The 23,899-nt window shown below is 69.3% G+C and carries 27 protein-coding genes; 19 read left to right on the top strand and 8 right to left on the bottom strand.

The annotated features are described in order from the left end of the window. The first annotated feature begins 44 nt into the window (after window positions 1-44). From atpB to BLQ73_RS06960, 9 genes are all read left to right on the top strand, one after another. Window positions 45-836 (top strand): F0F1 ATP synthase subunit A, encoded by a 792-nt coding sequence (gene atpB / locus BLQ73_RS06920; protein WP_093169457.1) that lies wholly within the window; start codon window positions 45-47, stop codon window positions 834-836. Window positions 837-901: 65 nt separating this feature from the next. Further along, entirely contained in the window at window positions 902-1,141 is a 240-nt protein-coding gene (gene atpE / locus BLQ73_RS06925; protein ID WP_093169459.1) for an ATP synthase F0 subunit C, read from the top strand. Between the two features lie 32 nt (window positions 1,142-1,173). Continuing rightward, a complete protein-coding gene (locus BLQ73_RS06930; protein WP_093169461.1) occupies window positions 1,174-1,725 on the top strand; it encodes a F0F1 ATP synthase subunit B in 552 nt (183 codons plus the stop codon). Further along, a complete protein-coding gene (locus BLQ73_RS06935) occupies window positions 1,725-2,534 on the top strand; it encodes a F0F1 ATP synthase subunit delta (protein WP_093169463.1) in 810 nt (269 codons plus the stop codon). The genes BLQ73_RS06930 and BLQ73_RS06935 overlap by 1 nt, the downstream gene beginning before the upstream one ends. Before the next feature lie 21 nt (window positions 2,535-2,555). Continuing rightward, window positions 2,556-4,208, top strand: a complete 1,653-nt coding sequence (gene atpA, locus BLQ73_RS06940; protein ID WP_093169465.1) for a F0F1 ATP synthase subunit alpha — start codon at window positions 2,556-2,558, stop codon at window positions 4,206-4,208. A 3-nt stretch (window positions 4,209-4,211) separates the two neighbouring features. After that, entirely contained in the window at window positions 4,212-5,114 is a 903-nt protein-coding gene (locus tag BLQ73_RS06945; protein WP_093169468.1) for a F0F1 ATP synthase subunit gamma, read from the top strand. 1 nt (window position 5,115) lies between these two features. Then, on the top strand, window positions 5,116-6,543 hold the full coding sequence (gene atpD, locus BLQ73_RS06950; RefSeq protein WP_093169470.1) for a F0F1 ATP synthase subunit beta: 1,428 nt from the start codon (window positions 5,116-5,118) through the stop codon (window positions 6,541-6,543). A 60-nt stretch (window positions 6,544-6,603) separates the two neighbouring features. After that, window positions 6,604-7,008 (top strand): F0F1 ATP synthase subunit epsilon, encoded by a 405-nt coding sequence (locus BLQ73_RS06955; RefSeq protein WP_093169472.1) that lies wholly within the window; start codon window positions 6,604-6,606, stop codon window positions 7,006-7,008. A gap of 30 nt (window positions 7,009-7,038) precedes the next feature. Next, window positions 7,039-7,413: a DUF2550 domain-containing protein gene (locus BLQ73_RS06960; RefSeq protein WP_093169678.1), complete on the top strand. Its 375-nt coding sequence runs from the start codon at window positions 7,039-7,041 to the stop codon at window positions 7,411-7,413. A 46-nt stretch (window positions 7,414-7,459) separates the two neighbouring features. On the opposite strand, the gene BLQ73_RS06965 is transcribed toward BLQ73_RS06960, so the two are convergent. Further along, on the bottom strand, window positions 7,460-8,050 hold the full coding sequence (locus BLQ73_RS06965) for a cob(I)yrinic acid a,c-diamide adenosyltransferase (protein WP_093169474.1): 591 nt from the start codon (window positions 8,048-8,050) through the stop codon (window positions 7,460-7,462). 133 nt (window positions 8,051-8,183) lie between these two features. On the opposite strand from BLQ73_RS06965, the gene BLQ73_RS06970 reads away from it, so the two are divergent. The 5 genes from BLQ73_RS06970 to BLQ73_RS06990 all read left to right on the top strand — a co-directional run bounded on the left by BLQ73_RS06970 (window position 8,184) and on the right by BLQ73_RS06990 (window position 12,289). Beyond that, window positions 8,184-9,176: an ABC transporter ATP-binding protein gene (locus BLQ73_RS06970; RefSeq protein WP_176955314.1), complete on the top strand. Its 993-nt coding sequence runs from the start codon at window positions 8,184-8,186 to the stop codon at window positions 9,174-9,176. Next, complete coding sequence (locus tag BLQ73_RS06975; RefSeq protein WP_093169478.1) at window positions 9,173-9,973, top strand: ABC transporter permease; 801 nt, start codon at window positions 9,173-9,175, stop codon at window positions 9,971-9,973. Before BLQ73_RS06970 ends, BLQ73_RS06975 begins: the two co-directional genes overlap by 4 nt. Before the next feature lie 13 nt (window positions 9,974-9,986). Next, window positions 9,987-11,183, top strand: a complete 1,197-nt coding sequence (locus BLQ73_RS06980; RefSeq protein ID WP_143020161.1) for a sensor histidine kinase — start codon at window positions 9,987-9,989, stop codon at window positions 11,181-11,183. After that, window positions 11,180-11,773, top strand: a complete 594-nt coding sequence (locus BLQ73_RS06985; RefSeq protein WP_093169481.1) for a response regulator transcription factor — start codon at window positions 11,180-11,182, stop codon at window positions 11,771-11,773. Before BLQ73_RS06980 ends, BLQ73_RS06985 begins: the two co-directional genes overlap by 4 nt. A 198-nt stretch (window positions 11,774-11,971) precedes the next feature. Beyond that, window positions 11,972-12,289: an STAS domain-containing protein gene (locus tag BLQ73_RS06990; RefSeq protein WP_093169483.1), complete on the top strand. Its 318-nt coding sequence runs from the start codon at window positions 11,972-11,974 to the stop codon at window positions 12,287-12,289. Between the two features lie 101 nt (window positions 12,290-12,390). Here BLQ73_RS06990 and BLQ73_RS06995 read toward each other — a convergent pair whose 3' ends face one another. Both BLQ73_RS06995 and nucS read right to left on the bottom strand, forming a co-directional pair. Continuing rightward, window positions 12,391-13,002, bottom strand: coding sequence for a TetR/AcrR family transcriptional regulator (locus BLQ73_RS06995; protein WP_093169485.1), 612 nt, complete (start codon window positions 13,000-13,002; stop codon window positions 12,391-12,393). A 184-nt stretch (window positions 13,003-13,186) separates the two neighbouring features. Then, window positions 13,187-13,849 (bottom strand): endonuclease NucS, encoded by a 663-nt coding sequence (gene nucS / locus BLQ73_RS07000; protein WP_093169679.1) that lies wholly within the window; start codon window positions 13,847-13,849, stop codon window positions 13,187-13,189. Window positions 13,850-13,972: 123 nt separating this feature from the next. Here nucS and BLQ73_RS07005 point away from each other — a divergent pair, with 123 nt between their 5' ends. The 3 genes from BLQ73_RS07005 (at window position 13,973) to BLQ73_RS07015 (ending at window position 15,898) form a co-directional block, all read left to right on the top strand. Continuing rightward, window positions 13,973-14,296, top strand: a complete 324-nt coding sequence (locus BLQ73_RS07005) for an ATP/GTP-binding protein (RefSeq protein WP_093169487.1) — start codon at window positions 13,973-13,975, stop codon at window positions 14,294-14,296. Window positions 14,297-14,307: 11 nt separating this feature from the next. Further along, window positions 14,308-15,024 carry an alpha/beta hydrolase gene (locus BLQ73_RS07010; RefSeq protein ID WP_093169489.1) on the top strand — a complete coding sequence of 239 codons (717 nt, stop codon included), beginning with the start codon at window positions 14,308-14,310 and terminating at the stop codon, window positions 15,022-15,024. A gap of 85 nt (window positions 15,025-15,109) precedes the next feature. Then, window positions 15,110-15,898 carry an alpha/beta fold hydrolase gene (locus tag BLQ73_RS07015; RefSeq protein ID WP_245690854.1) on the top strand — a complete coding sequence of 263 codons (789 nt, stop codon included), beginning with the start codon at window positions 15,110-15,112 and terminating at the stop codon, window positions 15,896-15,898. Here the strand turns inward: BLQ73_RS07015 and BLQ73_RS07020 are convergent. The 3 genes from BLQ73_RS07020 to mce all read right to left on the bottom strand — a co-directional run bounded on the left by BLQ73_RS07020 (window position 15,883) and on the right by mce (window position 19,164). Further along, entirely contained in the window at window positions 15,883-17,028 is a 1,146-nt protein-coding gene (locus BLQ73_RS07020; RefSeq protein WP_093169493.1) for an AI-2E family transporter, read from the bottom strand. The genes BLQ73_RS07015 and BLQ73_RS07020 overlap by 16 nt on opposite strands. A gap of 207 nt (window positions 17,029-17,235) precedes the next feature. Beyond that, entirely contained in the window at window positions 17,236-18,531 is a 1,296-nt protein-coding gene (locus tag BLQ73_RS07025; protein WP_093169495.1) for a DivIVA domain-containing protein, read from the bottom strand. Between the two features lie 204 nt (window positions 18,532-18,735). Then, entirely contained in the window at window positions 18,736-19,164 is a 429-nt protein-coding gene (gene mce, locus BLQ73_RS07030; protein WP_093169497.1) for a methylmalonyl-CoA epimerase, read from the bottom strand. A 121-nt stretch (window positions 19,165-19,285) separates the two neighbouring features. Here mce and BLQ73_RS07035 point away from each other — a divergent pair, with 121 nt between their 5' ends. Both BLQ73_RS07035 and meaB read left to right on the top strand, forming a co-directional pair. Beyond that, the gene (locus BLQ73_RS07035; protein WP_093169499.1) at window positions 19,286-20,467 is read left to right on the top strand and encodes an acetyl-CoA C-acetyltransferase; all 1,182 of its coding nucleotides are present in this window, start codon (window positions 19,286-19,288) and stop codon (window positions 20,465-20,467) included. Window positions 20,468-20,527: 60 nt separating this feature from the next. Beyond that, the gene (gene meaB / locus BLQ73_RS07040; protein ID WP_093169501.1) at window positions 20,528-21,490 is read left to right on the top strand and encodes a methylmalonyl Co-A mutase-associated GTPase MeaB; all 963 of its coding nucleotides are present in this window, start codon (window positions 20,528-20,530) and stop codon (window positions 21,488-21,490) included. 64 nt (window positions 21,491-21,554) lie between these two features. Here the strand turns inward: meaB and BLQ73_RS07045 are convergent, their stop codons facing one another. Together BLQ73_RS07045 and BLQ73_RS07050 are read right to left on the bottom strand one after the other, a co-directional pair. After that, the gene (locus tag BLQ73_RS07045) at window positions 21,555-22,325 is read right to left on the bottom strand and encodes a DUF4230 domain-containing protein (RefSeq protein WP_245690855.1); all 771 of its coding nucleotides are present in this window, start codon (window positions 22,323-22,325) and stop codon (window positions 21,555-21,557) included. A gap of 90 nt (window positions 22,326-22,415) precedes the next feature. Next, on the bottom strand, window positions 22,416-23,894 hold the full coding sequence (locus BLQ73_RS07050; RefSeq protein ID WP_176955315.1) for a hypothetical protein: 1,479 nt from the start codon (window positions 23,892-23,894) through the stop codon (window positions 22,416-22,418). Window positions 23,895-23,899 lie beyond the last annotated feature (5 nt).

The raw sequence follows: 23,899 nt of genomic DNA on the forward strand, positions 1-23,899 counted from the left end.
GGAGAAGTCCACTTGTTCTACTACCACGTCGAAGGGAACGCCGCGTGAGCACGCTGACGCTCCTCGCCTCCGGGGATGAGTTCAAGGCCCCAGGGCTCGAACTCTTCGAATTCCCCCCGATCATTTCTGGCGTCCCATGGTTCACCAAACCCGTGCTGGTGGCGCTTCTGAGCACGTTGATCGTTTTGATCTTCTGCTGGTCGGCGTTCGCGAAGCCGAAGCTGGTGCCGAGAGGCGTCCAGAACGTTGCCGAGATGGGTTACATGTTCATCCGCGACCAGGTCGCCCGGCCGTTCCTCGGCAAGGACGCAGACCGGTGGATGGGCCTGCTGCTCAGCCTCTTCTTCCTGATCTGGGTCTGGAACCTGATGGGTGTCGTCCCCGGCATCCAGTTCCCCGTCGTCTCGCACATCGCCTTCCCGTTCGTGCTCGCGGCCTCCATCTACGTGCTCAAGCTCTACCTCGGCTTCAAGCACCAGGGGTTCTTCGGCTACTTCAAGAACATGATGTTCCCGCCGGGGCTTCCCAAGCCCATCTACGTGCTGCTCGCCCCCATCGAGTTCCTCTCGAACATGATCGTGGCTCCCTTCACGCACGCGGTGCGACTCTTCGCCAACATGTTCGCGGGCCACATCATCCTGGCGTTCTTCAGCCTGGTCGGCTTCTGGTTCCTGTTTGAGAACCTCACGCCCCTCGGCGCGCCTCTCGGCGTCCTGGGCGTGGTCATGACGATCGGGATGACGCTCTTCGAGATGTTCATCCAGTTCCTGCAGGCATTCCTCTTCGCGATGCTCGCGGCGATGTACATCGGCAACTCGCTCCACCCCGAGCACTGAGTCCTCCAACGGAAATGTCCAGACCGGTGGGCCCTCCACCGGCCGACCAGTAAAGGAAAACACCCATGAGCGCCCTCCTTGCTGAGGTCTCCGGCAGCCTCAACTCGCTTGGCTCCATCGGTTATGGTCTCGCCGCGATCGGCCCGGGCATCGGCGTCGGCATCATCTTCGGCCAGGGCGTCCAGGCGATCGCCCGCAACCCCGAGGCCTACAACCTCATCCGTCAGAACATGCTGCTCGGCTTCGTTCTCACCGAGGCGCTGGCCCTGATCGGTCTGGTCGCGCCCTTCATGTTCAACGCGTGACGTACGACAACCCCTGACGAAAGGCTGCAATCATGATCACAGCAGCACGGCTCGCCGCGGAGGAAGGGGCCAACAGCCCTCTTCTTCCGCACACATATGAGCTGGTCGTTGGTGGCTTCGCCTTTTTCGTCGTGCTCTTCGTCGTCGGCAAGATCCTCACCCCGCGCATCCAGAAGACGCTCGCGGAGAGGACCGACGCCATCGAGGGGGGCCTGAAGAGAGCCGAAGAGGTCCAGGACGAGGCCAAGCGCACGCTGGAGAGCTACCGCGCCCAGCTCGCCGAGGCCCGTCACGAGGCCGCGCGCCTGCGCGAAGAGGCCCGCGAGCAGGGTGCGCAGATCAAGGCCGAACTCCGCGAGGAGGCCCAGGCCGAGGCCCGCCGCATCATCGAGCAGGCCCACGCCCAGATCGAGGCCGAGCGTCAGACCGCCTTCGCCCAGCTCCGGGTGGAGATCGGGCGGCTGTCGACCGACCTCGCCGGCCGCATCGTCGGTGAGTCGCTGGAGGACGAGGCCCGCCAGCGCCGCATCGTCGACCGGTTCCTTGAAGAGCTTGAGGGTGCCGGCTCCGAGGCGGTTCGCTGATGCGTGGCCTCAGCAGGTCCTCGCTGGCCGAGGTGGAAGAGCGGTTCAACGGAGTCGCCGGTGCGGCCGACCTCGGGACGCTGGCCGACGAGCTGTTCGCGGTCGCCGACCTGTTCGGCCGCGAACACGGCCTTCGCCGTTCGCTCTCCGACCCGTCTGTGGCCCCCGAGCAGAAGGCACAGGCCGCACGCGTGCTCTTTGAGGGCAAGGTGAGTCCGGCGGCGGTGGCGACGGTCGAGTCGGCCGTCGAGGCCAAGTGGTCCCGCGCCGCCGACCTGCCCGACGTGCTTGAGCGCCTCGGGGTGGTCGCCGCGTGCGCGGAGGCCGAGTCGCAGAACAGGCTCGACGATGTCGAAGACGAACTGTTCAGGTTCGGGCGCATCGTCGCGGCCAGCTCCGACCTGCGCCGGGCCCTGACCAGCCCGTCGCTCCCCGCTGACGCCAAGCGGGCACTGCTCGCCGAGCTCCTCGGGGACAAGGTGGCGCCGTCCACCCTCCGTCTCCTGGTCCAGCTCGTCACGCATCCGCGAGGACGTAGCCTGGATTCGGGACTCGAAGAGTTCGGCGGCCTTGTCTCTGAGCAGCGTCAGCGCCTCGTCGCGGTGGTGCGCAGCGCCATCCCGCTCAGCGAGGAGCACAAGCAGAGGCTCGCCGCGTGGCTGCGCGCCTCGTTTGGTCGCGACGTCCATCTGAACGTCGAAGTGGACCCGCGCGTGCTCGGTGGATTCTCGATCCGCATCGGCGACGAGATCATCGACACCACGATCACGGGCCGCATTGAAGAAGTCCGCCGCCGGTTGGCCGGCTAGGCGAATAGGGAGACTGAAGAGATGGCGGAGCTGACGATCCGGCCGGACGAGATCCGGGACGCGCTTGAGCGCTTCGTCCAGGCGTACGAACCGGAAGGCGCCGCGCGCGAGGAGATCGGGACCGTCGTCGACTGCGGCGACGGTATCGCCCATGTCTCCGGCCTTCCCTCGGCGATGGCGAACGAACTGCTGGAGTTCGAGGACGGTACGCGCGGACTGGCACTGAACCTGGATGTCCGGGAGATCGGTGTCGTTATCCTGGGTGACTTCAGCAAGATCGAGGAGGGCCAGTCGGTCCGCCGGACCGGTCAGGTCCTGTCGGTCCCGGTCGGCGACAACTTCCTCGGCCGCGTGGTGGACCCGCTGGGCGTCCCCCTCGACGGCAAGGGCGCGATCGAGGCCGAGGGGCTGCGCGCCCTGGAGCTGCAGGCGCCTTCGGTCGTTCAGCGGCAGCCCGTGAAGGAGCCGCTGCAGACCGGCCTCAAGGCGGTCGACGCCATGACCCCGATCGGCCGTGGCCAGCGCCAGCTGATCATCGGTGACCGTGGCACCGGCAAGACCGCCATCGCCGTGGACACCATCCTCAACCAGCGTGAGAACTGGCTGTCGGGCGACCCGTCCAAGCAGGTCCGCTGCGTCTACGTCGCCGTCGGCCAGAAGGGCTCGACGATCGCGCAGGTGCAGGGCCGCCTGGAGGAGGCGGGCGCGATGGAGTACACCACCATCGTCGCCGCCCCGGCGTCCGACCCCGCCGGTTACAAGTACATCGCCCCTTACACCGGCTCCGCCATCGGGCAGCACTGGATGTACCAGGGCAAGCACGTTCTGATCGTCTTCGACGACCTGAGCAAGCAGGCCGACGCCTACCGCGCCGTCTCGCTGCTGCTGCGCCGCCCGCCGGGCCGTGAGGCGTTCCCCGGTGACGTCTTCTACTTGCACTCGCGTCTGCTGGAACGCTGCGCGAAGCTCTCCGCCGACCTGGGCGGCGGCTCGATGACCGGGCTCCCGGTCATCGAGACCAAGGGTAACGACGTCTCGGCGTTCATCCCGACCAACGTCATCTCCATCACCGACGGCCAGTGCTTCCTGGAGACGGACCTGTTCAACGCCGGTGTCCGTCCGGCCATCAACGTCGGTGTCTCGGTCTCCCGAGTCGGTGGCTCGGCGCAGATCAAGGCCATGAGGAAGGTCGCCGGCACGCTCCGCATCTCCCTGTCGCAGTACCGCGACCTGGAGGCGTTCGCCGCGTTCGCCTCCGACCTGGACGCCGCCTCGCGGGCCCAGCTTGAGCGCGGACAGCGACTGATCGAGTTGCTCAAGCAGCCGCAGTACAGCCCGTTCGCGGTCGAGCAGCAGGTCGTCTCCGTCTGGGCGGGCACCACCGGCCAGCTCGACGACGTGCCGGTCGAGGACGTGCGGAGATTCGAGGCGGAGTTCCTCGACTACATCTCCCGCGAGCACAAGGGCGTCTTCGACGGTATCCGGGAGACCAAGGACCTCTCCGACGACGCGGTGACCCTGCTCAAGGGCGCGATCACCGAGTTCAAGAAGGGTTTCGAGACCTCCTCGGGCGAGCTCCTGGTCAAGGACGAGCCGGTCCCGTCGCTTGAGGCCGGCGAAGTCGGCCAGGAGAAGATCACCAAGCACGTTCGCCAGGTCGAAGAGAAGAAGTAGCCGATGGGTGCACAGCTGAGACTGCTGCGCAGGCGGATCAAGTCGGTCAGGTCGACCGCCAAGATCACGCGCGCGCAGGAGCTGATCGCGTCCTCGCGGATCGTCAAGGCGCAGGCCAGGATGGCCGCGGCGGTGCCGTACGAGCGGGAGATCACCCGTGCGGTGAGCGCCGTGGTGTCGGGCACCACGAGCGTCTCGCACCCGCTGACCGTGGCGAAGGAGAACCCGGCGAAGGCCGGGGTGCTCATCGTCACCAGCGACCGGGGGTTCGCGGGCGGCTTCAACGCCAACCTGCTGCGTGAGGCGGAGGCCCTCGCCGGGCTGCTGCGCGACCGCGGGGTCATGCCCGTGCCGTTCGTGGCGGGCCGCAAGGGCATCGCCTGGCACTCGTTCCGCGGCAGGCCGATGGGTGCGAGCTGGTCCGGGTTCTCCGACAACCCGACCTACGCGCACGCCAAGGAGATCGCCGACACGCTGATCGAGGCGTTCAAGGACGAGAACGGCATCGACGAGATCCACATCGTGTCGACGTCGTTCGTCTCGATGCTGACGCAGGCGGTCGTGGTCAAGCGCGTCCTTCCGCTGGAGATCGAGGTCACGACCGAGGCTCCGGCGGCCGGGCCGCTGCCGTACTTCGAGTTCGAGCCGACGGCCGACGGTGTTCTCGACACGCTCCTGCCGCGCTACGTGGAGTCCCGCATCTTCAACGCGCTGCTCCAGTCGGCGGCCTCCGAGCACGCCGCGCGCCGCCGCGCGATGAAGTCGGCGACCGACAACGCCAACGAGCTCATCCGCGTGTTCACCCAGCAGATGAACCAGGCTCGTCAGGCGGAGATCACCCAGGAAATCAGCGAGATCGTCGGTGGCGCCAACGCGCTGGCTGACGCCGCAGCGGGGAAAGAGTGAAATGACTGCACAGACTGTTGAGACCGGCGTGGGTCGCGTCGCGCGGGTCACCGGTCCCGTCGTCGACGTGGAGTTCCCCGTCGAGGCGATGCCGGACATCTACAACGCGCTCACGGTCGACGTCGTCCTGGACGGCGAGACCAAGACGCTGACCATGGAGGTCGCCCAGCACCTCGGTGACAACCTGGTGCGCGCCATCTCCATGCAGCCCACCGACGGCCTGGTCCGCAACGCCGCTGTCGTCGACACCGGTGCGGCGATCTCGGTGCCCGTCGGTCAGGTCGTCAAGGGCCACGTGTGGAACACCCTGGGCGAGGCCCTGGACGTTCCGACCGCGTCGCTCGAGATCCAGGAGCGTTGGGGCATCCACCGCTCCTCGCCCCCCTTCGACCAGCTTGAGTCGCGTACGGAGATCCTCCCGACCGGCATCAAGGTCATCGACCTGCTCACGCCGTACATGAAGGGCGGCAAGATCGGTCTGTTCGGTGGCGCCGGCGTCGGCAAGACCGTTCTGATCCAGGAGATGATCCGCCGAGTCGCGCTGAAGTTCTCCGGCACGTCGGTGTTCGCCGGCGTCGGTGAGCGTACGCGTGAGGGCAACGACCTCTGGCTCGAAATGGAAGAGGCGAACGTCCTCAAGGACACCGCCCTGGTCTTCGGCCAGATGGACGAGCCCCCGGGCACCCGTCTGCGTGTCGCGCTGTCGGCGCTGACGATGGCGGAGTACTTCCGTGATGTCGAGAAGCAGGACGTGCTTCTGTTCATCGACAACATCTTCCGCTTCACCCAGGCGGGCTCGGAGGTCTCCACGCTGCTCGGCCGTATGCCGTCCGCGGTGGGTTACCAGCCGACCTTGGCCGATGAGATGGGTGTGCTCCAGGAGCGCATCACCTCGACCCGCGGCCACTCGATCACCTCGATGCAGGCGATCTACGTGCCCGCGGACGACATCACCGACCCGGCGCCGCACAACGCGTTCGCCCACCTCGACGCGACGACCGTGCTCTCCCGGCCGATCTCGGAGAAGGGCATCTACCCCGCGGTGGACCCGCTCGACTCCACCTCGCGCATCCTCGACCCGCAGGTCGTGGGCGCCGAGCACTACGCGGTCGCCCAGGAGACCAAGCGGATCCTGCAGAAGTACAAGGAACTGCAGGACATCATCGCGATTCTCGGTATCGACGAGCTCTCCGAAGAGGACAAGGTCACCGTCAACCGGGCCCGCCGCATCGAGCGCTTCCTGTCCCACCCGATGTACGCCGCCGAGGCGTTCACCGGCCAGCCGGGTGAGTTCGTGCCGCTGGACGAGACCATCGCCTCGTTCAAGGGTCTGTGCGCCGGTGAATACGACCACCTGCCCGAGCAGGCGTTCTTCATGGTCGGTGGCATCGAGCAGGCCATCGCCAAGGCCGAGGGCCTGGCCCGCTAGTCGCCTTCGGTGCCGGTACGGCGACGCCGTACCGGCACCTGATCGGAAAGGAGCCTTACGGTGGCGAAGCTGCAAGTAGGGGTCGTCTCGCCGGAGCGCGAGATCTGGTCCGGCGAGGCGGACATGGTGGTTGCCAAGACCGTCGACGGTGAGATCGGTATTATGCCCAGACACGCTCCTGTGCTGGGTGTCCTCGTCGAGGGTGGCGTCCTGCGCGTGAAGCGTGGCGACGGCGGGGCCGACCTCGTCGCCGCCGTCCACGGCGGGTTCATCTCGGTGGCCGACAACCAGGTCTCGGTCCTCGCCGAGGCAGCCGAGCTGGGCTCCGAAGTGGATGTCGCGGCGGCCCGTGACGCCCTTGAGCGCGCTCAGGCCTCCATCGAGGCCGACGCCGACGACGCGGAAGCGGCCCTCGCGGCCAAACGCGCCCGCGCCAGGCTGCGCGCCGCCGGCGAAGACGCCTGATTTTCAAGACATCTTCCGGTGGGGGCGGCGATGACGACGACGCTGGTGATTCTGGCGGGTGTAGCGCTCATCGCGGCCCTCATGCTCCTGCGGGGGTTCGTCCTCTCCCGCGCCCGGGGCCATGTGCCCTGTTCGCTGCGGACGGAGACCAGCGGCTGGAAATCGGGCGTAGCCCGCTATGCCGACGGGGAGCTCCACTGGATCCCCTTTCTGGGTCTACGGCTGAGGCCGCGCCACGCGATTGCGAGGCGCGGCCTCACTGTTTCGGCCCGTCGGCCGCTGGGAGGCGGCCTGTGGGCGGTCGACTGCGGCGCGGTGTCCCTGGCCATGTCGGAGGACGCGCTCACCGGTTTCCTGGCCTGGCTCGAGTCGGCGCCGCCGGGCGCGCACCTCGACATGGCCTAGAGGCCTCGCCTAGAGGCCTCGGCTAGAGGCGCGGCCTAGAGGTGCGCTAGCGGGTGCCTCCCGGCTTCCAGAGCACCTCCTCGCCCCCGGCGGCGATCCGGCAGAGGATGAACAGCAGGTCCGACAGCCGGTTGAGGTATTTCGCCGTCAGCGGGTTGACGTCGTCGTGGGTCTCCAGCGCCGCCCAGGTGCTGCGTTCGGCACGCCGTACGGTGACCCTGGCGACGTGGAGGAGCGCCGCGGCGGGGGCGCCGCCCGGCAGGATGAAGCTGCGCAGCGGCTTGAGCTGCGCGTTGAAGTGGTCGCATTGCGCTTCGAGCCACTCGATGTAGGAAGCTTCCACCCGCAGCGGGGGGAACTCCGGGTTCTCGGTCACCGGTGTGCAGAGGTCCGCTCCGAGGTCGAACATCTCATTCTGGATCCGGCCGAGCGCCTCCGCGATCTCGTCGCTCAGGGAGCCGAGGGACAGGGCCACGCCGATGGCCGCGTTGGCCTCCTCGACGTCGGCGTAGGCGGCTAGGCGCGGGTCCGTCTTGCGGGTGCGGCTCATGTCGCCGAGGGCGGTGGTGCCGTCGTCGCCGGTCTTGGTGTAGATCTTCGAGAGGACGACGGGCTTGTCGTTGTCGGCGCGTGTCATGCGGCCAGCGTAGACCTGGGCTTATGACAAATGTCATCGGGTGCGGCGCCGTTCTTCCCCGATCTTCGGTGATAGCGGCGACTGCCGCGCGACCGGGTGTCAAAGGCACTCTTTTGCCATGGAAACGCGGCAGATGAGTGGCCTCCTGGTCGAAGCTCCCGGATCGGGGCAGGACCTCGCGATCGAGGTGGGTGGCCTCCACCAGCGCTACGGGAACTTCGAGGCGGTCCGAGGGATCTCCTTCACCGTCCAGAGGGGCGAGCTGTTCGCCCTGCTCGGCACCAACGGCGCCGGCAAGACCACCACCATGGAAGTACTGGAGGGGTTCACCAGGCCCGGCGACGGCCATGTGCGCGTGTTCGGCCTCGATCCGTGGAAGGACAGGCGGAAGATCCGGCCCCGGATCGGCATCCTCCACCAGGACGCGGGTTTCCTCGGCGACCTGACCGTGCAGGAGACGGTCACGCTGTGGCGGGGCATGTCCGCCGACGCGGGACGCGCCACGATCGACAACGCGCTGGCGCTGGTCGGCCTGGAGAGCAAGGCCAAGGTCAAGGTGAGGCAGCTCTCCGGCGGGCAGAAGCGCCGGCTCGACCTGGCTCTCGCCGTACTCTCCCGGCCCGACCTGCTGTTCCTCGACGAGCCGACGACCGGGATGGACCCCGAGGCGCGCTTCGCGACGTGGAAGGTGATCCAGGACCTGAAGGCCCAGGGGGCCACGGTGCTGCTCACCACGCACTACCTGGAGGAGGCCGAGCGGCTCGCCGACCGGCTGGCGATCATGCACGAGGGCAGCATCCACACCTACGGCACGGTGGACGAGGTCGTGTCAGGGGCGGGCGACCAGGTGGCCTTCCGACTGCCCATGTCCGCGGCGCAGGCCAAGGAGAGGTTCGCGGAGGGGCTGCCCTTCGTCCAGGGCATCGCGCCCATCGTGACCTACACGGCCGGCGGCACCCAGGTCGTCTACACGCTGTCGGAGGGCTCGGAGGCGGCCCGGGCGCAGGCCGCGGTGCGGTCCCTGCTGGCCTGGGCGGACGGCGTCGGTGTGACCTTGGAGCGCCTGGAGATACGGCGCGGCACCCTTGAAGATGTTTTCATGCGCGTGGTGGGAGAGGTCCGTTGAGAACCGACGTTCTGCATGCCGTACGGCTGGCGCGGATCGACCTGACCATGCTCGGCCGCAACCAGACCGCACTCTTCAACGTCGTGCTGCTACCCCTGCTGATCGGCTGGATGTACACCACCCTCGCTCCGGAGCAGAGCATCGAGGGCGTGCCGGCCGACCTTTTCATCCTGACCGGGCTGTCGGGCATGATGCTGGGCTTCGTGGTCTTCGTGAACCTGGTCAACTCCTTCACCGCCCGCCGCGAGGAACTGGTGCTGAAGCGGCTGCGCGGGGGCCAGTCATCGAGCGTCGCGATCTTCGGAGGGGCGGGGCTGAGCGCCTTCGCCCTCTATGCCTTCCAGACGGTGCTGCTGAGCGTCTGGATCTCCCGATTGGGCGACGGTGGGATGCCGAGCAACATCCCGCTGATGCTTCTGACGGGGGTGCTGGGGGTCGCGGTGTTCGCACTGATCGCGGCGGCGTTCTCGGGAATCACCCGCAACGCGGAGCTGGCCCAGATCTCCGTGCTTCCGGTGCTGCTGGTCGTCATCATCGGGAGCCCGGTCATGGGGCCACTCAGCGTCTTCCCCGAGCCGCTGCAGATCGTCTCCAAGCTGATCCCCACCACGCCGGTGACCGAGATCATGCGTACGGCCTACCTCGGCAGGGACTTCATCGGCGACGGCGGCGGCACTCTCACCGTGGCGGAGCAGTGGATCGAGGCCCTGCCCTCGCTCGGCGTGCTGGTGGTCTGGGTCGGTGTGGCCGCGCTGCTGGCCAGGTGGCTGTTCCGGTGGGATCCGCGCCACGGATAACGTGGACGGCGAGATGACGAGGGTGAAGGCGGAGGCGCCGGTGGCCGTGCACCGGCGCCGTCGGCTGTGGAAGACACGGCGCACCGGGCGGAGCGACTTCGAGCGCGTGCGGAGATACACGTTCTGGACGCTCCTGTCAGGCGCGGCGGTGGCCTGGCTGGCCCCGATCGCCGGGGTGGCCGAGCGCGTGGGCCGGGGGGAGCCGCTCCTGTGGGCGACGCCGGTCTGGGTCGTGGGCCTTGTCGTCTTCACCGTCTGCTACGTGACAGCGGTCAAGGCCGCGGTGGCCGACCGTCCGTATACACGGCCGGTGCTCATCAGCGGCGTGGTCGCGCTGATCGTCCTGGCCACCGACGACATGGGAGTGTTCACCGGCGCGATCACCGCCGCGTGGGCCGGGATCGCCGCGATCAAGGGGTCGGTCCGCCGCACCCTGCTGATCTGGCTGGGCTCCTCGCTCGTCACCGCGGCTTTGAGCGACCCCGACGTCAGGGGCCTGAATCTCTCCATGGCCGTCTGGATGGGGATGGTCATCGTCTGGGCCAACCGGTTCCAGCTGTGGCTGTGGAAGGTGCTCAAGGCGGCGAGCGAGGGCAGGGAGGCCCAGGCCAGGCTGGCCGTCACCGAGGAACGGCTGCGCTTCGCCCGCGACATGCACGACCTGGTCGGCCACAGCCTCTCCGCCATCGCGGTCAAGAGCGAGCTGGCCGCCAAGCTCGCCGTCCACGACGGTTCCCGGGCCGCGGCCGAGATGACGGAGGTGCAGGGGCTCGCACGCGAGTCGCTGCGCGAGATCCGTGCGGCGGTGCGCGGCTACCGCACTGTCGACTTCGACGCCGAACTGCGCAGTGTCCGCGCGGTGCTGGAGGCGGCGGGCATCCGCTGCGGGCTCGACCTGCCGGACGCCGTGCTGCCGGAGGAGGTCGGCACGCTCCTGGCGTGGGTGGTGCGCGAGGGCACGACGAACGTGCTCAGGCATAGTACGGCGAGGCGCTGCCACATCGCGGTGACCGTCGAGGGCGGCCAAGGCGGCACGGCCGTCCTGCAGATGACCAATGACGGCGTGGAGCGCCGGCGGCGCGGTCAGGGCAGCGGCCTGGCGGGCCTGTCGGAGCGCACGGCGGCGCTCGGCGGGTCGCTGACCGCAGGGCCGACCGCTTCCGGCGGTTATCTACTGCGCGCCGCCGTGCCTATGGAGGGGGTCGTATGATCCGTCTGCTGCTCGCCGATGACCAGCATCTCATCAGAGGGGCGATAGCCTCGCTGCTCAATCTGGAGCCCGACCTGGAGGTGGTGGCCCAGGTGGGGCGGGGCGACGAGGTCGCCGCCGCGGTGGCCGAGCACCGGCCCGACGTGGTGGTGCTCGACATCGAGATGCCGGGGGCCGACGGGCTGAGCGTGGCCGAGAGCCTGCCGGGGCAGGCTGTAGTGATTCTCACAAGCTTCGGCCGGCCGGGTTATCTGCGCCGGGCCATGGCCGCCGGGGTGCGGGGGTTCGTGCCCAAGGACGCGCCGGTCGAGCAGTTGGCGGCAGCCGTACGCAAGGTGCACACGGGAGGTCGTTATCTCGATCCCGAGCTCGCGGCGTCGGCGATGATGGCGGGGGAATGCCCGCTGACCGAGCGGGAGCGCGACGCCTTGGGGCTGGCGGCGAGGGGGGCGTCGGTGTCCGAGATCGCCGTGTCGCTGCGGCTCACCGAGGGCACGGTACGCAACTATCTTTCTAACGCGATCATGAAGCTTGGCGCGAGTAATCGAATCTCCGCTATACGGGCCGCCCAAGAGATGGGCTGGATATGAGTGTTTGCGCCGAGGAAGGCATGGAAAGGGGCTAAAGACAGCCCAAGAAACGCCGAACACCATGAAAGCACAGATGTTTCATCTTTCCCTCACTATCTGTCATCGTGTGGCTACGTAACGCTGTCGAGCTGGTCGTTCGGCGCGGCGTTTCTTGTACGTCTGGTCGCCGGTAACGGCGATCCGACCTGAGGAGGTGGCATGCGCGTCCGGGGAGAACCTGGAGCTCAGGTGATCAGTGTCGGACCTCGCCTCGATGCGGGGACCGTGGCCGGGATTCGCCCGCGGCTGCACGACGCAGTCGATTCCGGTGACGGAGATCTGATCGTCGATCTCGCCGACCTGGAGATGATCGATGCCACCGGCCTCGGAGTTCTCGTGGGAACGCATCGCCGCGCCCGTGGCGCGGGTCGCCGCCTCGTTCTTCGAAGGGTGCCGCCGCGGATCATGCGGGTGTTTGCGGTGACTCGGCTGAATCGGGTGCTGCGCGTAGAGCTCCCCATGGCTGCTGTGGCCTGAAACGGGCATCCGGTGGCTTTCGGGGGTCCACCGGAGATCGCCTTATATTCGAGGGTGGACCACATTCAGCGTGATCCACCCTCACCGGTGAGCCCTCGCGGTCAGGCGGCGTACGCCTGCCGCAGGAGATGTACGGCGGTGCCCACCAGCTGGTCCGTCGCCGGCGGTTCGTCGGCCAGCAGCCACTCGATGAGGAGTTCCTGGAGCGCTCCGAGCATTGTCAGTGACAGCAGGCGGGCGTCGACTCCGGGGGGGATGAGGGCGCGCCCGCCCGGTGACTCCTCGATGACCTTGCAGAACGCCGACATCGTGCGCTTGCGGGATGTGATGAGCGGGTGGTCGCCCGCCCTGCGCACCTCGAGGTGCATGATCCGCGCCCTGCGGCGATCCTGGGTGACGAAACCGATGTATCCCGAGATGCCTGCCTCGATCCTGCCGAGGAAGGTGTCGGGCGCTTCCTGAACGGATTTCGTCATAGAGCCGAGTGCCTCGTCGACGCATCGGTCGTGGACGACCTGTAGTAGTTCCTCCCGTCCCGAGAAACACTCGTAGAAGGCGCGATTCGAAATTCGGGCCTCGCTGCACAGTCTTTCGATCGTCGTGCCGGGAAACCCGAGGCTGGCGTACAGGGTGTACGCCGCTGAGATGAGCCTTTCTCGCCGGTCGGCCTGACGTTCGTCGGCCGACAGTCCTCTGTATGCGCGTCCGCTCACGTGCCACACCTCACGCCCGAAGAAATGATCGTGGCCCCCAGAGCCAACTATTATGGACGCATGATCCTTTTTCGGGAAGAGTGAGGAACAGATGGGACATTAATGTGGTGCACGTGCGTTTGCATGGGCATCAAATACCGGACAAGTGAACTCGTCGGCGGTCTGATTGGCCGGATTTGCTCACTCAGAACAGTGTCGGGTTCTCCGGCTCGATGCCACGCAGAGCGTGATAATCAAGCACCACACAGTCGATTCCGCGATCGGTGGCGAGCACCCGTGCCTGCGGTTTGATCTCCTGCGCGGCGAAAACCCCGCGCACCGGGGCCAGCAACGGATCGCGGTTGAGCAACTCGAGGTAGCGGGTGAGCTGCTCGACCCCGTCGATCTCGCCCCTGCGTTTGATCTCGACCGCCACCGTGGCGCCCGCCTGGTCGCGGCAGAGGATGTCGACCGGGCCGATCGCGGTCGGGAACTCGCGGCGGATCAGGCTCCACCCCTCGCCGAGTGTGGAGATGTGCTCGGCCAGCAACTCTTGCAGGTGCGCCTCGACGCCGTCCTTGCGCAGACCGGGGTCTACACCGAGCTCGTGGCTGGAGTCATGGGTGATCTCTTCGATCGTGAGGATGAGCTGCTCACCGGTCTTGCCGTGTGTGACGGTCCATGTGCCCTCCTCCTCGCGGAGCTTGCAGGGCGGGTTCATCCAGTTGAGCGGCTTGAACGCGCGATCGTCGGCATGGATCGACACCGAACCGTCCGCCTTGATGAGGATGAGCCTTGGCGCCATGGGCAGATGAGCCGTAAGCCGCCCTACATAATCGACGCTGCACCGCGCGATGACCAACCGCATGAACGCCAACCCTACCGGCGGAGCGCCGTCACCTCTTCACGATCGGACGGTCCGGCTGCGATGACGAACAACGTTCTTGCCAGTAAACGGAAGCCCATCCCGCTTTAAGTCGTTATCTCAGGCATGAGCCCACGCCGCGCCCGACGCATGAATCCCTTCGACCGCGGAAGGCGCGGCGGGCCCCCCGCGAACCCCCTCAACACCTCCCCGCGCGGCGTCGACCGGGTCGAGGACTGGCCGGACGGCGACTGGACCGTGCGCATGCTGGCGGGCGGCGCCTCGGGCAAGCTCTACCGCTGTCCGGGCTGCGAACAGGACGTCCGGTCGAACGTGCCGCATATCGTGAGCTGGCCGACCATCCCCGGTGGCGAAGAGGAGCGGCGGCACTGGCACACTGCGTGCTGGCGCAAACGCCTCGACCGGGGCCCAGGCCGTACCCGCTACTGAGGAGAGCATCAATGGAGATTCGCGCGGCGACGGTGCTTGCGGCACGGCGAGAGCCGATCGAGCTGCACACCGCCGACGGGCTCACCCTGGTGGGCGAGCTCGCTCTGCCCGAGGACCGGCCTCCGGTGGCCACGCTGGTCTGCCTGCACCCGCTGCCGACCCACGGCGGCATGATGGACAGCCACGTCTACAAGAAGGCCGCGAACCGGCTGCCCGCCCTCGCCGACCTCGCGGTGCTCCGCTTCAACACCCGCGGCACCACATCCGAGCGCGGCACCTCTGAGGGGAGCTTCGAGGAGGGCGAAGGCGAGCGCCTCGACGTCGCCGCCGCGCTGGAATACGCGGAGTTCCACGATCTGCCCCATCCGTGGCTGGTCGGCTGGTCGTTCGGCACCGAACTGGCGCTGAAGTGGGGGCACGACCCGCTGGTCGAGGGGGCGATCCTGCTCTCCCCGCCGCTGCGCCGGGCCGGCGACGCCGACCTCGACGCCTGGGCGCGGTTCGGCCGGCCGCTCATGGCGCTGGTGCCGGAGTTCGACGATTATCTGCGGCCCGACGAAGCGGTCGAGCGCTTCGCCAGAGTGCCCCAGGCCGAGGTCGTGGGAGTCGACGACGCCAAGCACCTGTGGGTCGGAGAGCCCTACGTTCGCATCGTGCTCAACGAGATCGTACGGAAGGTCAACCCGGCCGCCTACCCGCTGCCGACCGACGTCCACGACAGCGTGTGAGGCCGCCCGACCGGGGGCTCCGACCTGATCGTTCGTCATCGCCATTGCCGTGACGCACGGGGGTGCGCCGGTCTACGGTTACGGTGTGCCGCTATACACGCGATCGGCCGGGAGCGGGATGCCGGTCGTCCTGCTCCACGCCTTCCCGCTGTCGTCGGTGATGTGGCTCGCGCAGCGCGAGGGGCTCTCCTCAGGCCACCAGGTGATCACTCCTGACCTGCGCGGATTCGGCGGGTCGGTGCTGGGGGAGGAGGCCCCCTCGCTCGACGTGATGGCCGACGACGTGGCCCGCCTGCTCGACGACCGGGGCATCGACCGGGCCGTCGTCGGAGGGCAGTCCATGGGCGGCTACGTGACGATGGCCTTCTGCCGCCGCCACCCGGACCGGCTGCTCGGCGTGGTCCTCGCCGACACCAAGGCGGGCGCCGACCCGGCGCCCGCGGCGCGGCGCCGCGAGGAGCTGGCGGCGGCCGTGCTCGCGCGCGGCACCTCCGTGCTGGCCGACGAGGTCCTGCCGGGGCTGCTCGGGCGCACCACCGTGGCGCGCAGGGCGATGGTCTACGGCAGGGTGCGGGCGTTGACGCTGTCGGCGTCGCCCAAGGCGGTCGCGTGGGCCCAGCGGGCGATGGCGGGGCGGCCGGACTCCTTCGACACGCTGCGCGGGCTCGCCGTACCGGCGCTGGTCATCGTGGGGGAGGAGGACGAGCTCACGCCGAGGGGCGAGGCCGAGGAGATGGCGAAGGCTCTGCCGTACGGCTCGCTCGCCGTGATCGAGCGGGCGGGGCATCTGAGCGCGCTGGAGCAGCCCGAGGCGTTCAACCGGGCGCTGGCCGCGTTCCTCGCCGGGCCGATGGGTCCTCAGAGCCGCGCCTGACGGGGGAGCACCACCTCGCGCAGGATGAGCGCGATCGCCGCGGCGGCGGGGATGGCGAGCAGCGCGCCGACGATGCCCATGAGCGCGCCGCCGAACAGCGCGGCGATGACCGTGACGGCGGGGGCCACGTCCACCGAGCGTTTCATGACCTTGGGATAGATCACGTAGTTCTCGACCTGCTGGTAGACCACGAAGAAGATCAGGCAGGCGATGCCGAGCGGCACCGACTGCAGGAAGGCGACCCCGGTGACCAGCACCGCGCCGATCGTCGCGCCGACCAGCGGGATCAGGTCGGTGATCGCGATGATGAGGGCCAGCGCCAGCGCGTAGCGCGCTCCCGCGACGGTGAGGAACAGCCACGACAGCGCCCCCGCGATGGTCGAGATGAGAGCGCTCCCTGCGACGTAGCCGCCGATGCCGTCGAGGATCTGGTCGCCGATGGACTGGGTGCGCTCCCGGCGGCTGGTCGGGACGAGCTTGAGCAGATAGTCCTTGATCGTCGACAGCGAGCCGAGGAAGTACAGCGTCAGCACGAGCAGGGTCAGCCCGGAGAAGAACGCGTTGAACACCACGGCTCCGACGCCGAAGATGCCCCCGGCCACGGCCGCCCCGAGGCCGCCGCTCGTGATGTAGTCCTGGAGCTTGGCGAGCAGCTGGTAGTCGGCGTCGAGCTGCTGGACCGTGGGGTTGGTGCGGAGGTCCTCAAGATAGGAGGGCACCGACGCCGCGAAATCCGAGACCTCCTGGCTGACCGGCGGCACGATCGCGAACCCGAACAGCACGAAGAACCCGATCACACCGCTGAAGACCAGGGAGATCGCCCACCGGCGGGACAGGCGCATCCGTTGGAGGAACTCGACGACCGGGTTGAGCCCCACGGCTAGGAACATCGCCACGAAGATCAGCACGATCACGCTGCGGGCGCTCGTCACCGCCTGCGCGAGCGCGATCGCGGTCAGGACGCCGAGCCCACCGGTCAGGCCGAAGAGAAACGGGCTCTTGGCCAGCGGCTTTCCCGGCAATCCGTAGGGAAGGACGTCGCCCTCGCCGCCCGCGGGCGGGCGCGCGGCGGGCACGACCGGCGTGCCGCTCACGCCGGTCGGGCTGGAGGGTGCGGCGGAGTCGGCCAACGGGGTGCTCCTTGAGGTCCTTGGCGGGACGTACGGCTCGCGCCGGCGAGCCGTGTGCCTTCGAGGTGGCCGGGTCGATCATATGCGGGCGTCCGTGGCCGCGGACGGCAAGAGAGCCCGGCGACCCGGTGAGGGGGTCGCCGGGCTCTCCCCGATAGCCCGTCGTCTAACCCGTTGTCAGAGTGCCGACATGACCGCCTTTCGTGCTTACTCCTGCCACCACTCGGAGTCGTCGTCGGACTTGCTGCTCGCGCTGGGCTTGGCGGCGGCGGCGGCCGGCACCGGCTTCTCCGCGACGGTCGCGGCCAGGGCCGGCTTGGGCGGAGCCGCGGTGACGGCGGGAGCGGGGTCGTCCGCGCCGGGCAGCGGCGCGCCGCCGAGGAGCTGGCGGAGCTGGGCGAGGTGGCTCGTGATGCTGTCGCGCTGGCGGGTGAGCTCGTCGACCTGGCGCTGCATCGCGGTGCGGGTGCGCTCGGCCTCCGACTTGGCCTCGCTGACGATCGTCTCGGCGCTGCTCTTGGCGTCGGCCACGACCTGGTCGGCGTTCTTGCGCGCGTTGGCCAGGAGCTGCTTGGCGTGCGTGTCGGCCTCGCGGCGGGTCTGCTCGGCCTGCTGCGTGGCCTTGGTGGCCCGCTGCTCGGCGGTCGCGGCCCGCTGCTCGGCCTCGGCCACGAGCTTCTGGGTGGCGGCCTGCGCGGTGGCGTGGCGCTCGGCCTCCTGGCGCTCGGCCTCCTCGCGGCGGGCGGCGAGCTGGATCTCGAACTCGGCCTCGTCCTGGGCCCGCTTGGCCTCGGACTCCTCCAGCACCCGCTGGGCCTGGGCGCGCATCTCGTCGGCCTGGCGCTTGGCGGTGGTGAGGACCTCGTCGCGCTCGCGCTTGGTCGAGGCGCGAAGCTGGGCCACCTCGCGCTCGGTCGTCGTGCGGAGCTTGGCGATCTCGCGCTCGGCGTCGGCGCGCTTCTCGGCCACCTCGTGGTCGGCCGTGGCGCGCAGCTTGGAGACCTCGCGCTCGGTCGTCGCGGTCAGCTCGTCGGCCTCCCGGCGCGCCGTCGAGCGGATCTCCTCGGCGTCGCGGTCGGCGCTGGTCCGCATCTCCTCGGCCTCGCGGGCGGCGAGCGCCCGCTTCTCGGCCGCCTCGTTCTCGGCCGCGGCCCGCGTGTCGGCGGCGTCGACCTTGGCGGTCGCCTTGATCTCGTTGGCCTCGGAACGCGCGGCCTGCACCAGCTCGGTGGCCTGCTCCTCGGCGAGGCGCAGGAGCTGTTCGATGCGGGCGCCGAGGCCCGAGTAGGTCGGGCGTTCCTGCTCCTGCAGCTGCCGCTGGGATTCGGAAAGCTCTCGTTGGAGAGCCCCGGCCTGCTCGCGGGCCTGGCGCAGCTCGTTGTCGATCTGCTTAAGGTGGTCGTGGACCTGGTGCCGGTCGTAACCGCGGAGCACCACGTCGAATTCCCGAGCGGGGGCGTCCTCGAAGAAGTTGTTCAATTGGGCGTCGATGTCGGACTGCATGGAGGCTCGATCCTGGGTTGTCGAGACGGCTTCACGGGGTGCCGGACGGGGGGTGCGGACATCCGAGGCGCGGAGGGCATTGCGACGCACGGCAGGACCCACGTCCGTTGGTAGGCCAGCGTACTCCGCAACTGCGGGCTTGGCGGCCCCCTCCAGCTTTCTGTACGACTTGTTACGTATGAACCTTTCTAGCGTTGACAGCCCTCAGGAGTCGCGCTCAGGGGCCTGAACCAGCTCGGTCAGAACGCCTCCCACGTCCTTGGGGTGGAGAAACGCGATCGAGGTGTTCATGGAGCCGTGCCGGGGCGCCTTGTCGATCAGGCGCACGCCCGTGGCGGCGACCTCCTCCATGGCCTCGGTGATGCCGGCCACGCCGTACGCCACGTGGTGCACGCCCTCGCCCCGCGACGCGAGGAACTTGCCGACCGGAGTGTCCGGGCCGAGCGGCTCAAGGAGCTGGATGTAGGACCCGCCGGTCTCGCCGTCGGCGACGTGCAGCATCGCCTCGCGCACGCCCTGCTCCTCGTTGACCTCCCTGCTCACGACCGTCAGCCCGAACGTCTTCTGGTAGAGAGCGATCGTGGCCTCGAGGTCGTGGCAGGCGATGCCGATGTGATCGATCCTCAGCAGCATGATGGAGTTTCCTTCCTGCGGTGATATCTGCGATTTTTCTGGGCAACCTGCCTCCCGGTCGCCCTCGGCCCTCTGGATATGGTGGCAAAGTCGCTCCAACCCCGAGAGGGAGGCCCCTTAGATGTCCGGTTCCGTCATTGTCGCCGGAGCTCGTACGCCGATCGGGCGTCTGCTCGGCTCGCTGTCCGGCCTCTCGGCCGTCGAGCTCGGTGGCATCGCCATCAAGGCCGCACTCGACCGTGCGGGCGTGTCGCCGGAGAGCGTCGAATATGTGATCATGGGGCAGGTCCTCCAGGCGGGCGCGGGGCAGATCCCCTCCCGCCAGGCCGCCGTCAAGGCCGGCGTCCCGATGACCGTGCCCTCCCTGACGATCAACAAGGTGTGCCTCTCCGGTCTGGACGCGATAGCCCTGGCCGACCAGCTCATCCGCGCCGGCGAGTTCGACATCGTCGTGGCCGGCGGCATGGAGTCCATGACCAACGCCCCCCACCTGCTGCCCGCCCTGCGCAAGGGAGTGAAGTACGGCGGGAGCCAGGTCGTCGACTCCATGGCCTACGACGGCCTCACCGACGCCTTCGACCAGATCGCCATGGGCGAGTCGACCGAGCACCACAACAAGCCGCTCGGCCTGACCCGCGAGGAGCAGGACGACTTCGCGGCCCGCTCGCACCGGCTCGCCGCCGAGGCGATTAAGAACGGTGTGCTGGAGGCCGAGACCGTCCCCGTGTCGATCCCGCAGCGCAAGGGCGACCCGGTGCTCTTCACCGCCGACGAGGGCGTGCGGGCCGACACGACCGTGGAGGTCCTCTCCAGGCTGAAGCCCGCCTTCGCCAAGGACGGCACGATCACCGCCGGGTCGGCCTCCCAGATCTCCGATGGCGCGTGCGCCGTCGTGGTCATGTCCAAGGTCAAGGCCGAGGAGCTCGGGCTCCCCTGGCTGGCCGAGATCGGCGCGCACGGCAACGTGGCGGGTCCGGACAACTCCCTCCAGTCCCAGCCGGCCAATGCGATCAAGCACGCGCTCGGCAAGCAGGGGCTCACCGTGGACGACCTCGACCTGCTGGAGATCAACGAGGCGTTCGCCGCCGTCGTGATCCAGTCGGCCAAGGAACTCGGCGTCTCCCTCGACAAGGTCAACGTCAACGGCGGCGGCATCGCGATGGGCCACCCGATCGGTGCCTCCGGCGCACGTATCGTGCTGGCCCTCGCTCACGAGCTCAAGCGCAGGGGCGGCGGCCTCGGGGCGGCCGGGCTGTGCGGCGGTGGAGGCCAGGGCGACGCGCTGATCATCCGGGTGCCGTAGCCGCGGCGGCCGGGGCGGTAGGTCGCCTTTCGAGGCCCAGGCGTTCCGAAGGAGTGCGGTGTGCCCGTCGATGTCGACGGCCTGGTCGCACAGGTCGGACAGGGCCGCCCCCGGGCGGTCGCGCGCGTGATCTCGCTCGTGGAGAACGGCGCGCCGGAACTGCGCGCCGTCATGGCCGGGCTGTCGGCGCGCGAGTCCCGAGACCGGGGCGCGCCGCGGGTCGCGAGGGTGATCGGGCTGACGGGGGCGCCGGGCGTCGGCAAGTCGACCTGCGCCTCGATGCTCGTCCGCGCCTTCAGGCGGCGCGGGCCCACCGTCGGGGTGCTGGCGGTCGACCCGTCCAGCCCCTTCACCGGCGGGGCCCTGCTCGGCGACCGCGTGCGCATGCAGGAGCACGCCGGCGACGCCAAGGTGTTCATCAGGTCCATGGCGGGCCGGGGCCACCTCGGCGGGCTGGCGCGGGCGACCCCGCAGGCCCTGCGGGTGCTGGAGGCCGCCGGGTGCGAGGTCGTCCTGGTCGAGACCGTGGGCGTCGGCCAGGACGAGGTGGACATCGCCTCGCTCGCCGACACCGTGCTCGTGCTGCTGGCCCCGGGGATGGGGGACGACATCCAGGCCGCCAAGGCCGGCGTTCTCGAAGTGGCCGACGTCTTCGCGGTGAACAAGGCCGACCGCGACGGCGCCTCGGCCACCCTCCGCGAGCTGCGCACGATGGTCGCGCTGTCCGACCGGCCATGGCGGCCGCCCATCGTGCCCACCGTCGCGATCGAGGACAAGGGCGGCGACGACCTCATGGCAGCCCTCGACCGGCACCACGCCCACTGCGCGCGGAGCGGCCAACTCGACGCGCGTCGCAGGGCCAGGGTGCTGGCCGAGATCGAGGCCATCGCCCTGGTGGCCCTGCGCTCACGCTTCGACGAGCTCCGCGGCGACCGGCGCCTCTCCGAACTCGCCCAGCGGGTGCTCGACGGCCACACCGACCCGTACGGCGCCGCCGACGACCTGATCGGCTCCCTGCCCTGATGCGGCCCCTGGCACCGTCCTGGCGCGGTCCTTAGTAGGCGCCGTGCCGGGTGCTCCGGCGGGGCTAGGGGGCGGCGTCGAACTCGACGGTGACCTTGGTGAACCCGAGGGATTTGAACAGCCCCTGCAGCATGGCCTTGGTGTTCTGTTCGGCTCGGGCCCGCAGGTCCCCGGCCGTCGCGGCCTCCGCGATCTTCTTCTCCGCCAGCGTGTACAGCTCGCGCTGGTCGTCCGGCGACCCGGACATGAAATCGCCCAACCGGTCGAACAGGCCGCGCTGGTGGGCGAACACGTAGGATCGATCGTTGTCGAGGTTGGGCTTCTCCAGCCGTGCCCGGGGCAGGCGCACCGCGACAGCCGTACGGTCGTCCGAGACGGTCAGCGCGTCGCCCGAGAGCGCCGCGAAGTCGACGTAGGCGTCCACACCGCCCGCCGCGACGAACAGCGTGCGTTCACCCTTGATGGCGTCCGGCAGGAACGCGGCGTCACGCTCCAGGTCCACGACGACCTGGAAGTCGCCCGAGGCGGCCTCGAACCTGCTCAGGTCGTGGATCGACTGGAGCAGTGCGGGCCCGCCGCGTTCGGTGACCTTGTCCCCGAACGGATCCAGCCAGGTCCAGGCGAGCCACACCCCGCCCGCGAGAAGCGCGATGAAGGCGATGCCCCCCACGAGGAGGCGCCAGACCCATCCTCCGCGCCGAGCGGACCGCCCCGGCATGTCGGGGCGGTCGTAGGGCGCGGTCTGGGAGGAGTCTGACGGTGTGGATGGCTCCGGCGTGGGGGGCTTCTGTGCGGGGGTCTCCGGTGTGGGGTGTGTGGGGGGCTCAGACTTCACGGAACTTCTTCTTCCCGTGAAGAACTCCCTTTACCGTGATCGTGGGATTCGGTCTGGTGTGTGTGGATATTCGGACGACCGCGGGCGCGCTCAGGGCGCGTCCTGCTCTGGGGGCGGGGGCGGCACCCGGTGCTGCCCGCCCACGGCCGGGCCCGGTTGCGGCGACGAGCCGCCGAACGCGGACGGGTGCGCCGGGCGCTCCGGCTGCGCGGCGGTGGGCCGCGGAGGGAAAGGAGCGCCGGGCAGGGTGGCCGTCGGCGGGGTGCCGCCGGGAGTGGGATTGACGGGGTAGCTCTGCCGGGGGCCCGGGGTGCCCCGCCACGGATCGGCCTGCGCCGCGGGCCCGCCGCCGAAGTGCGACGAGGTCAGGCTGCACGAGGAGAAGTCCGTGAAGAACATGCGGAGCCAGTCGCGCCGCTGGAACTCCGTCAGCCCGGAGAACCACGCCGCGGCGTATTGATGCTCGGGGAGCGGGCCGCCCGGGAGCGGCTGTCCCCGCAGCCAGGCCATCACTATCTCCCGGTAGCCCCCCGCCGACGTGCCCGGGCACCGACGCGCCAGCGTCTCGACGAACTCCGAGGCGGCCTCGTCGGCGAAGCCCGCCGCGAGGTCGTCCAGGTGGACGGGAACGACACCCCCGGACGTGACGTTCCGGCCTTCGCGAGGACGCTGCTCGACCCGCGTGAACGCCGCGGGCGTGCCCGCCAGCCGAGAGGCGATCTTGGTGAAGGTGGCGCTCAGCTCCGTCAGCCCCGTGCGCATGCCGGGGTGGACGCATACCTCGATCGGCCACTCCTGGCAGCTGTAGGCGACCGGCTGGGCCGAACGCGGGGGAGCCGGGGTGACGAGCCGCGCCACGCCCGTCGCGGCCGTGAGCACGGCGATCAGCGCCGCCGCGAGCGCCAGCGGCTTGCGGGTGACCGCGGCGGCCCACCCGAGCAGCAGCGCCGCGCTGACGCCGAGCAGCCAGAGGGTCTGGTCGGCGAACGCTGTGCCGCTGAGACCGTCGAACACGTCGTACGGCTCGCGCGTGGCGGGGGCGAACCGCTCCGCCCACGATGAGCCGTCCGAGAGCCAGGTGAACAGCGCGTAGCACCCGACACCCGCGACGATCGGCGTGAGGGCCCACGGCAGGGCCCACCCGAGGACCCACCCGATCGCGACGTACAGCGCGAGCCCCGCCATGCCCATCGCCAGGCCGCTCGGCAGCAGCCTGCCCGCCTGCTCGGTGAGCACCGACTGGGCGGCCAGCACCGCGAGGGTCACGCCGAAGGACCCCACGGCCACGACCGTGATCGCGAGCGGCGCCTTCAGCACCCGCCACGTGGGCAGCGCGCGCCCTCGGCTCGCCTTGCGGCGGCGCACCGCCACCCAGGCCGCGAACGCCGCGGCGACAGGACCCGTCAGCCGAAGTGAACCGATCACCGCGGCGACGATGTTCTCCCAGGCGTTGACCCCGGGGATGAGGACGCTCCACGCCGTCACCAGGCCAAGCACCAGCAGCACCGCGACCGTCATCGCAGCGCTCTGCTTCAGCTCCTCGCGTGAAACGCCCGTCTGGTCACGCACGAGCG

It is taken from the genome of Sinosporangium album (assembly GCF_900100605.1).
Classification (GTDB): Bacteria; Actinomycetota; Actinomycetes; order Streptosporangiales; family Streptosporangiaceae; genus Sinosporangium; species Sinosporangium album.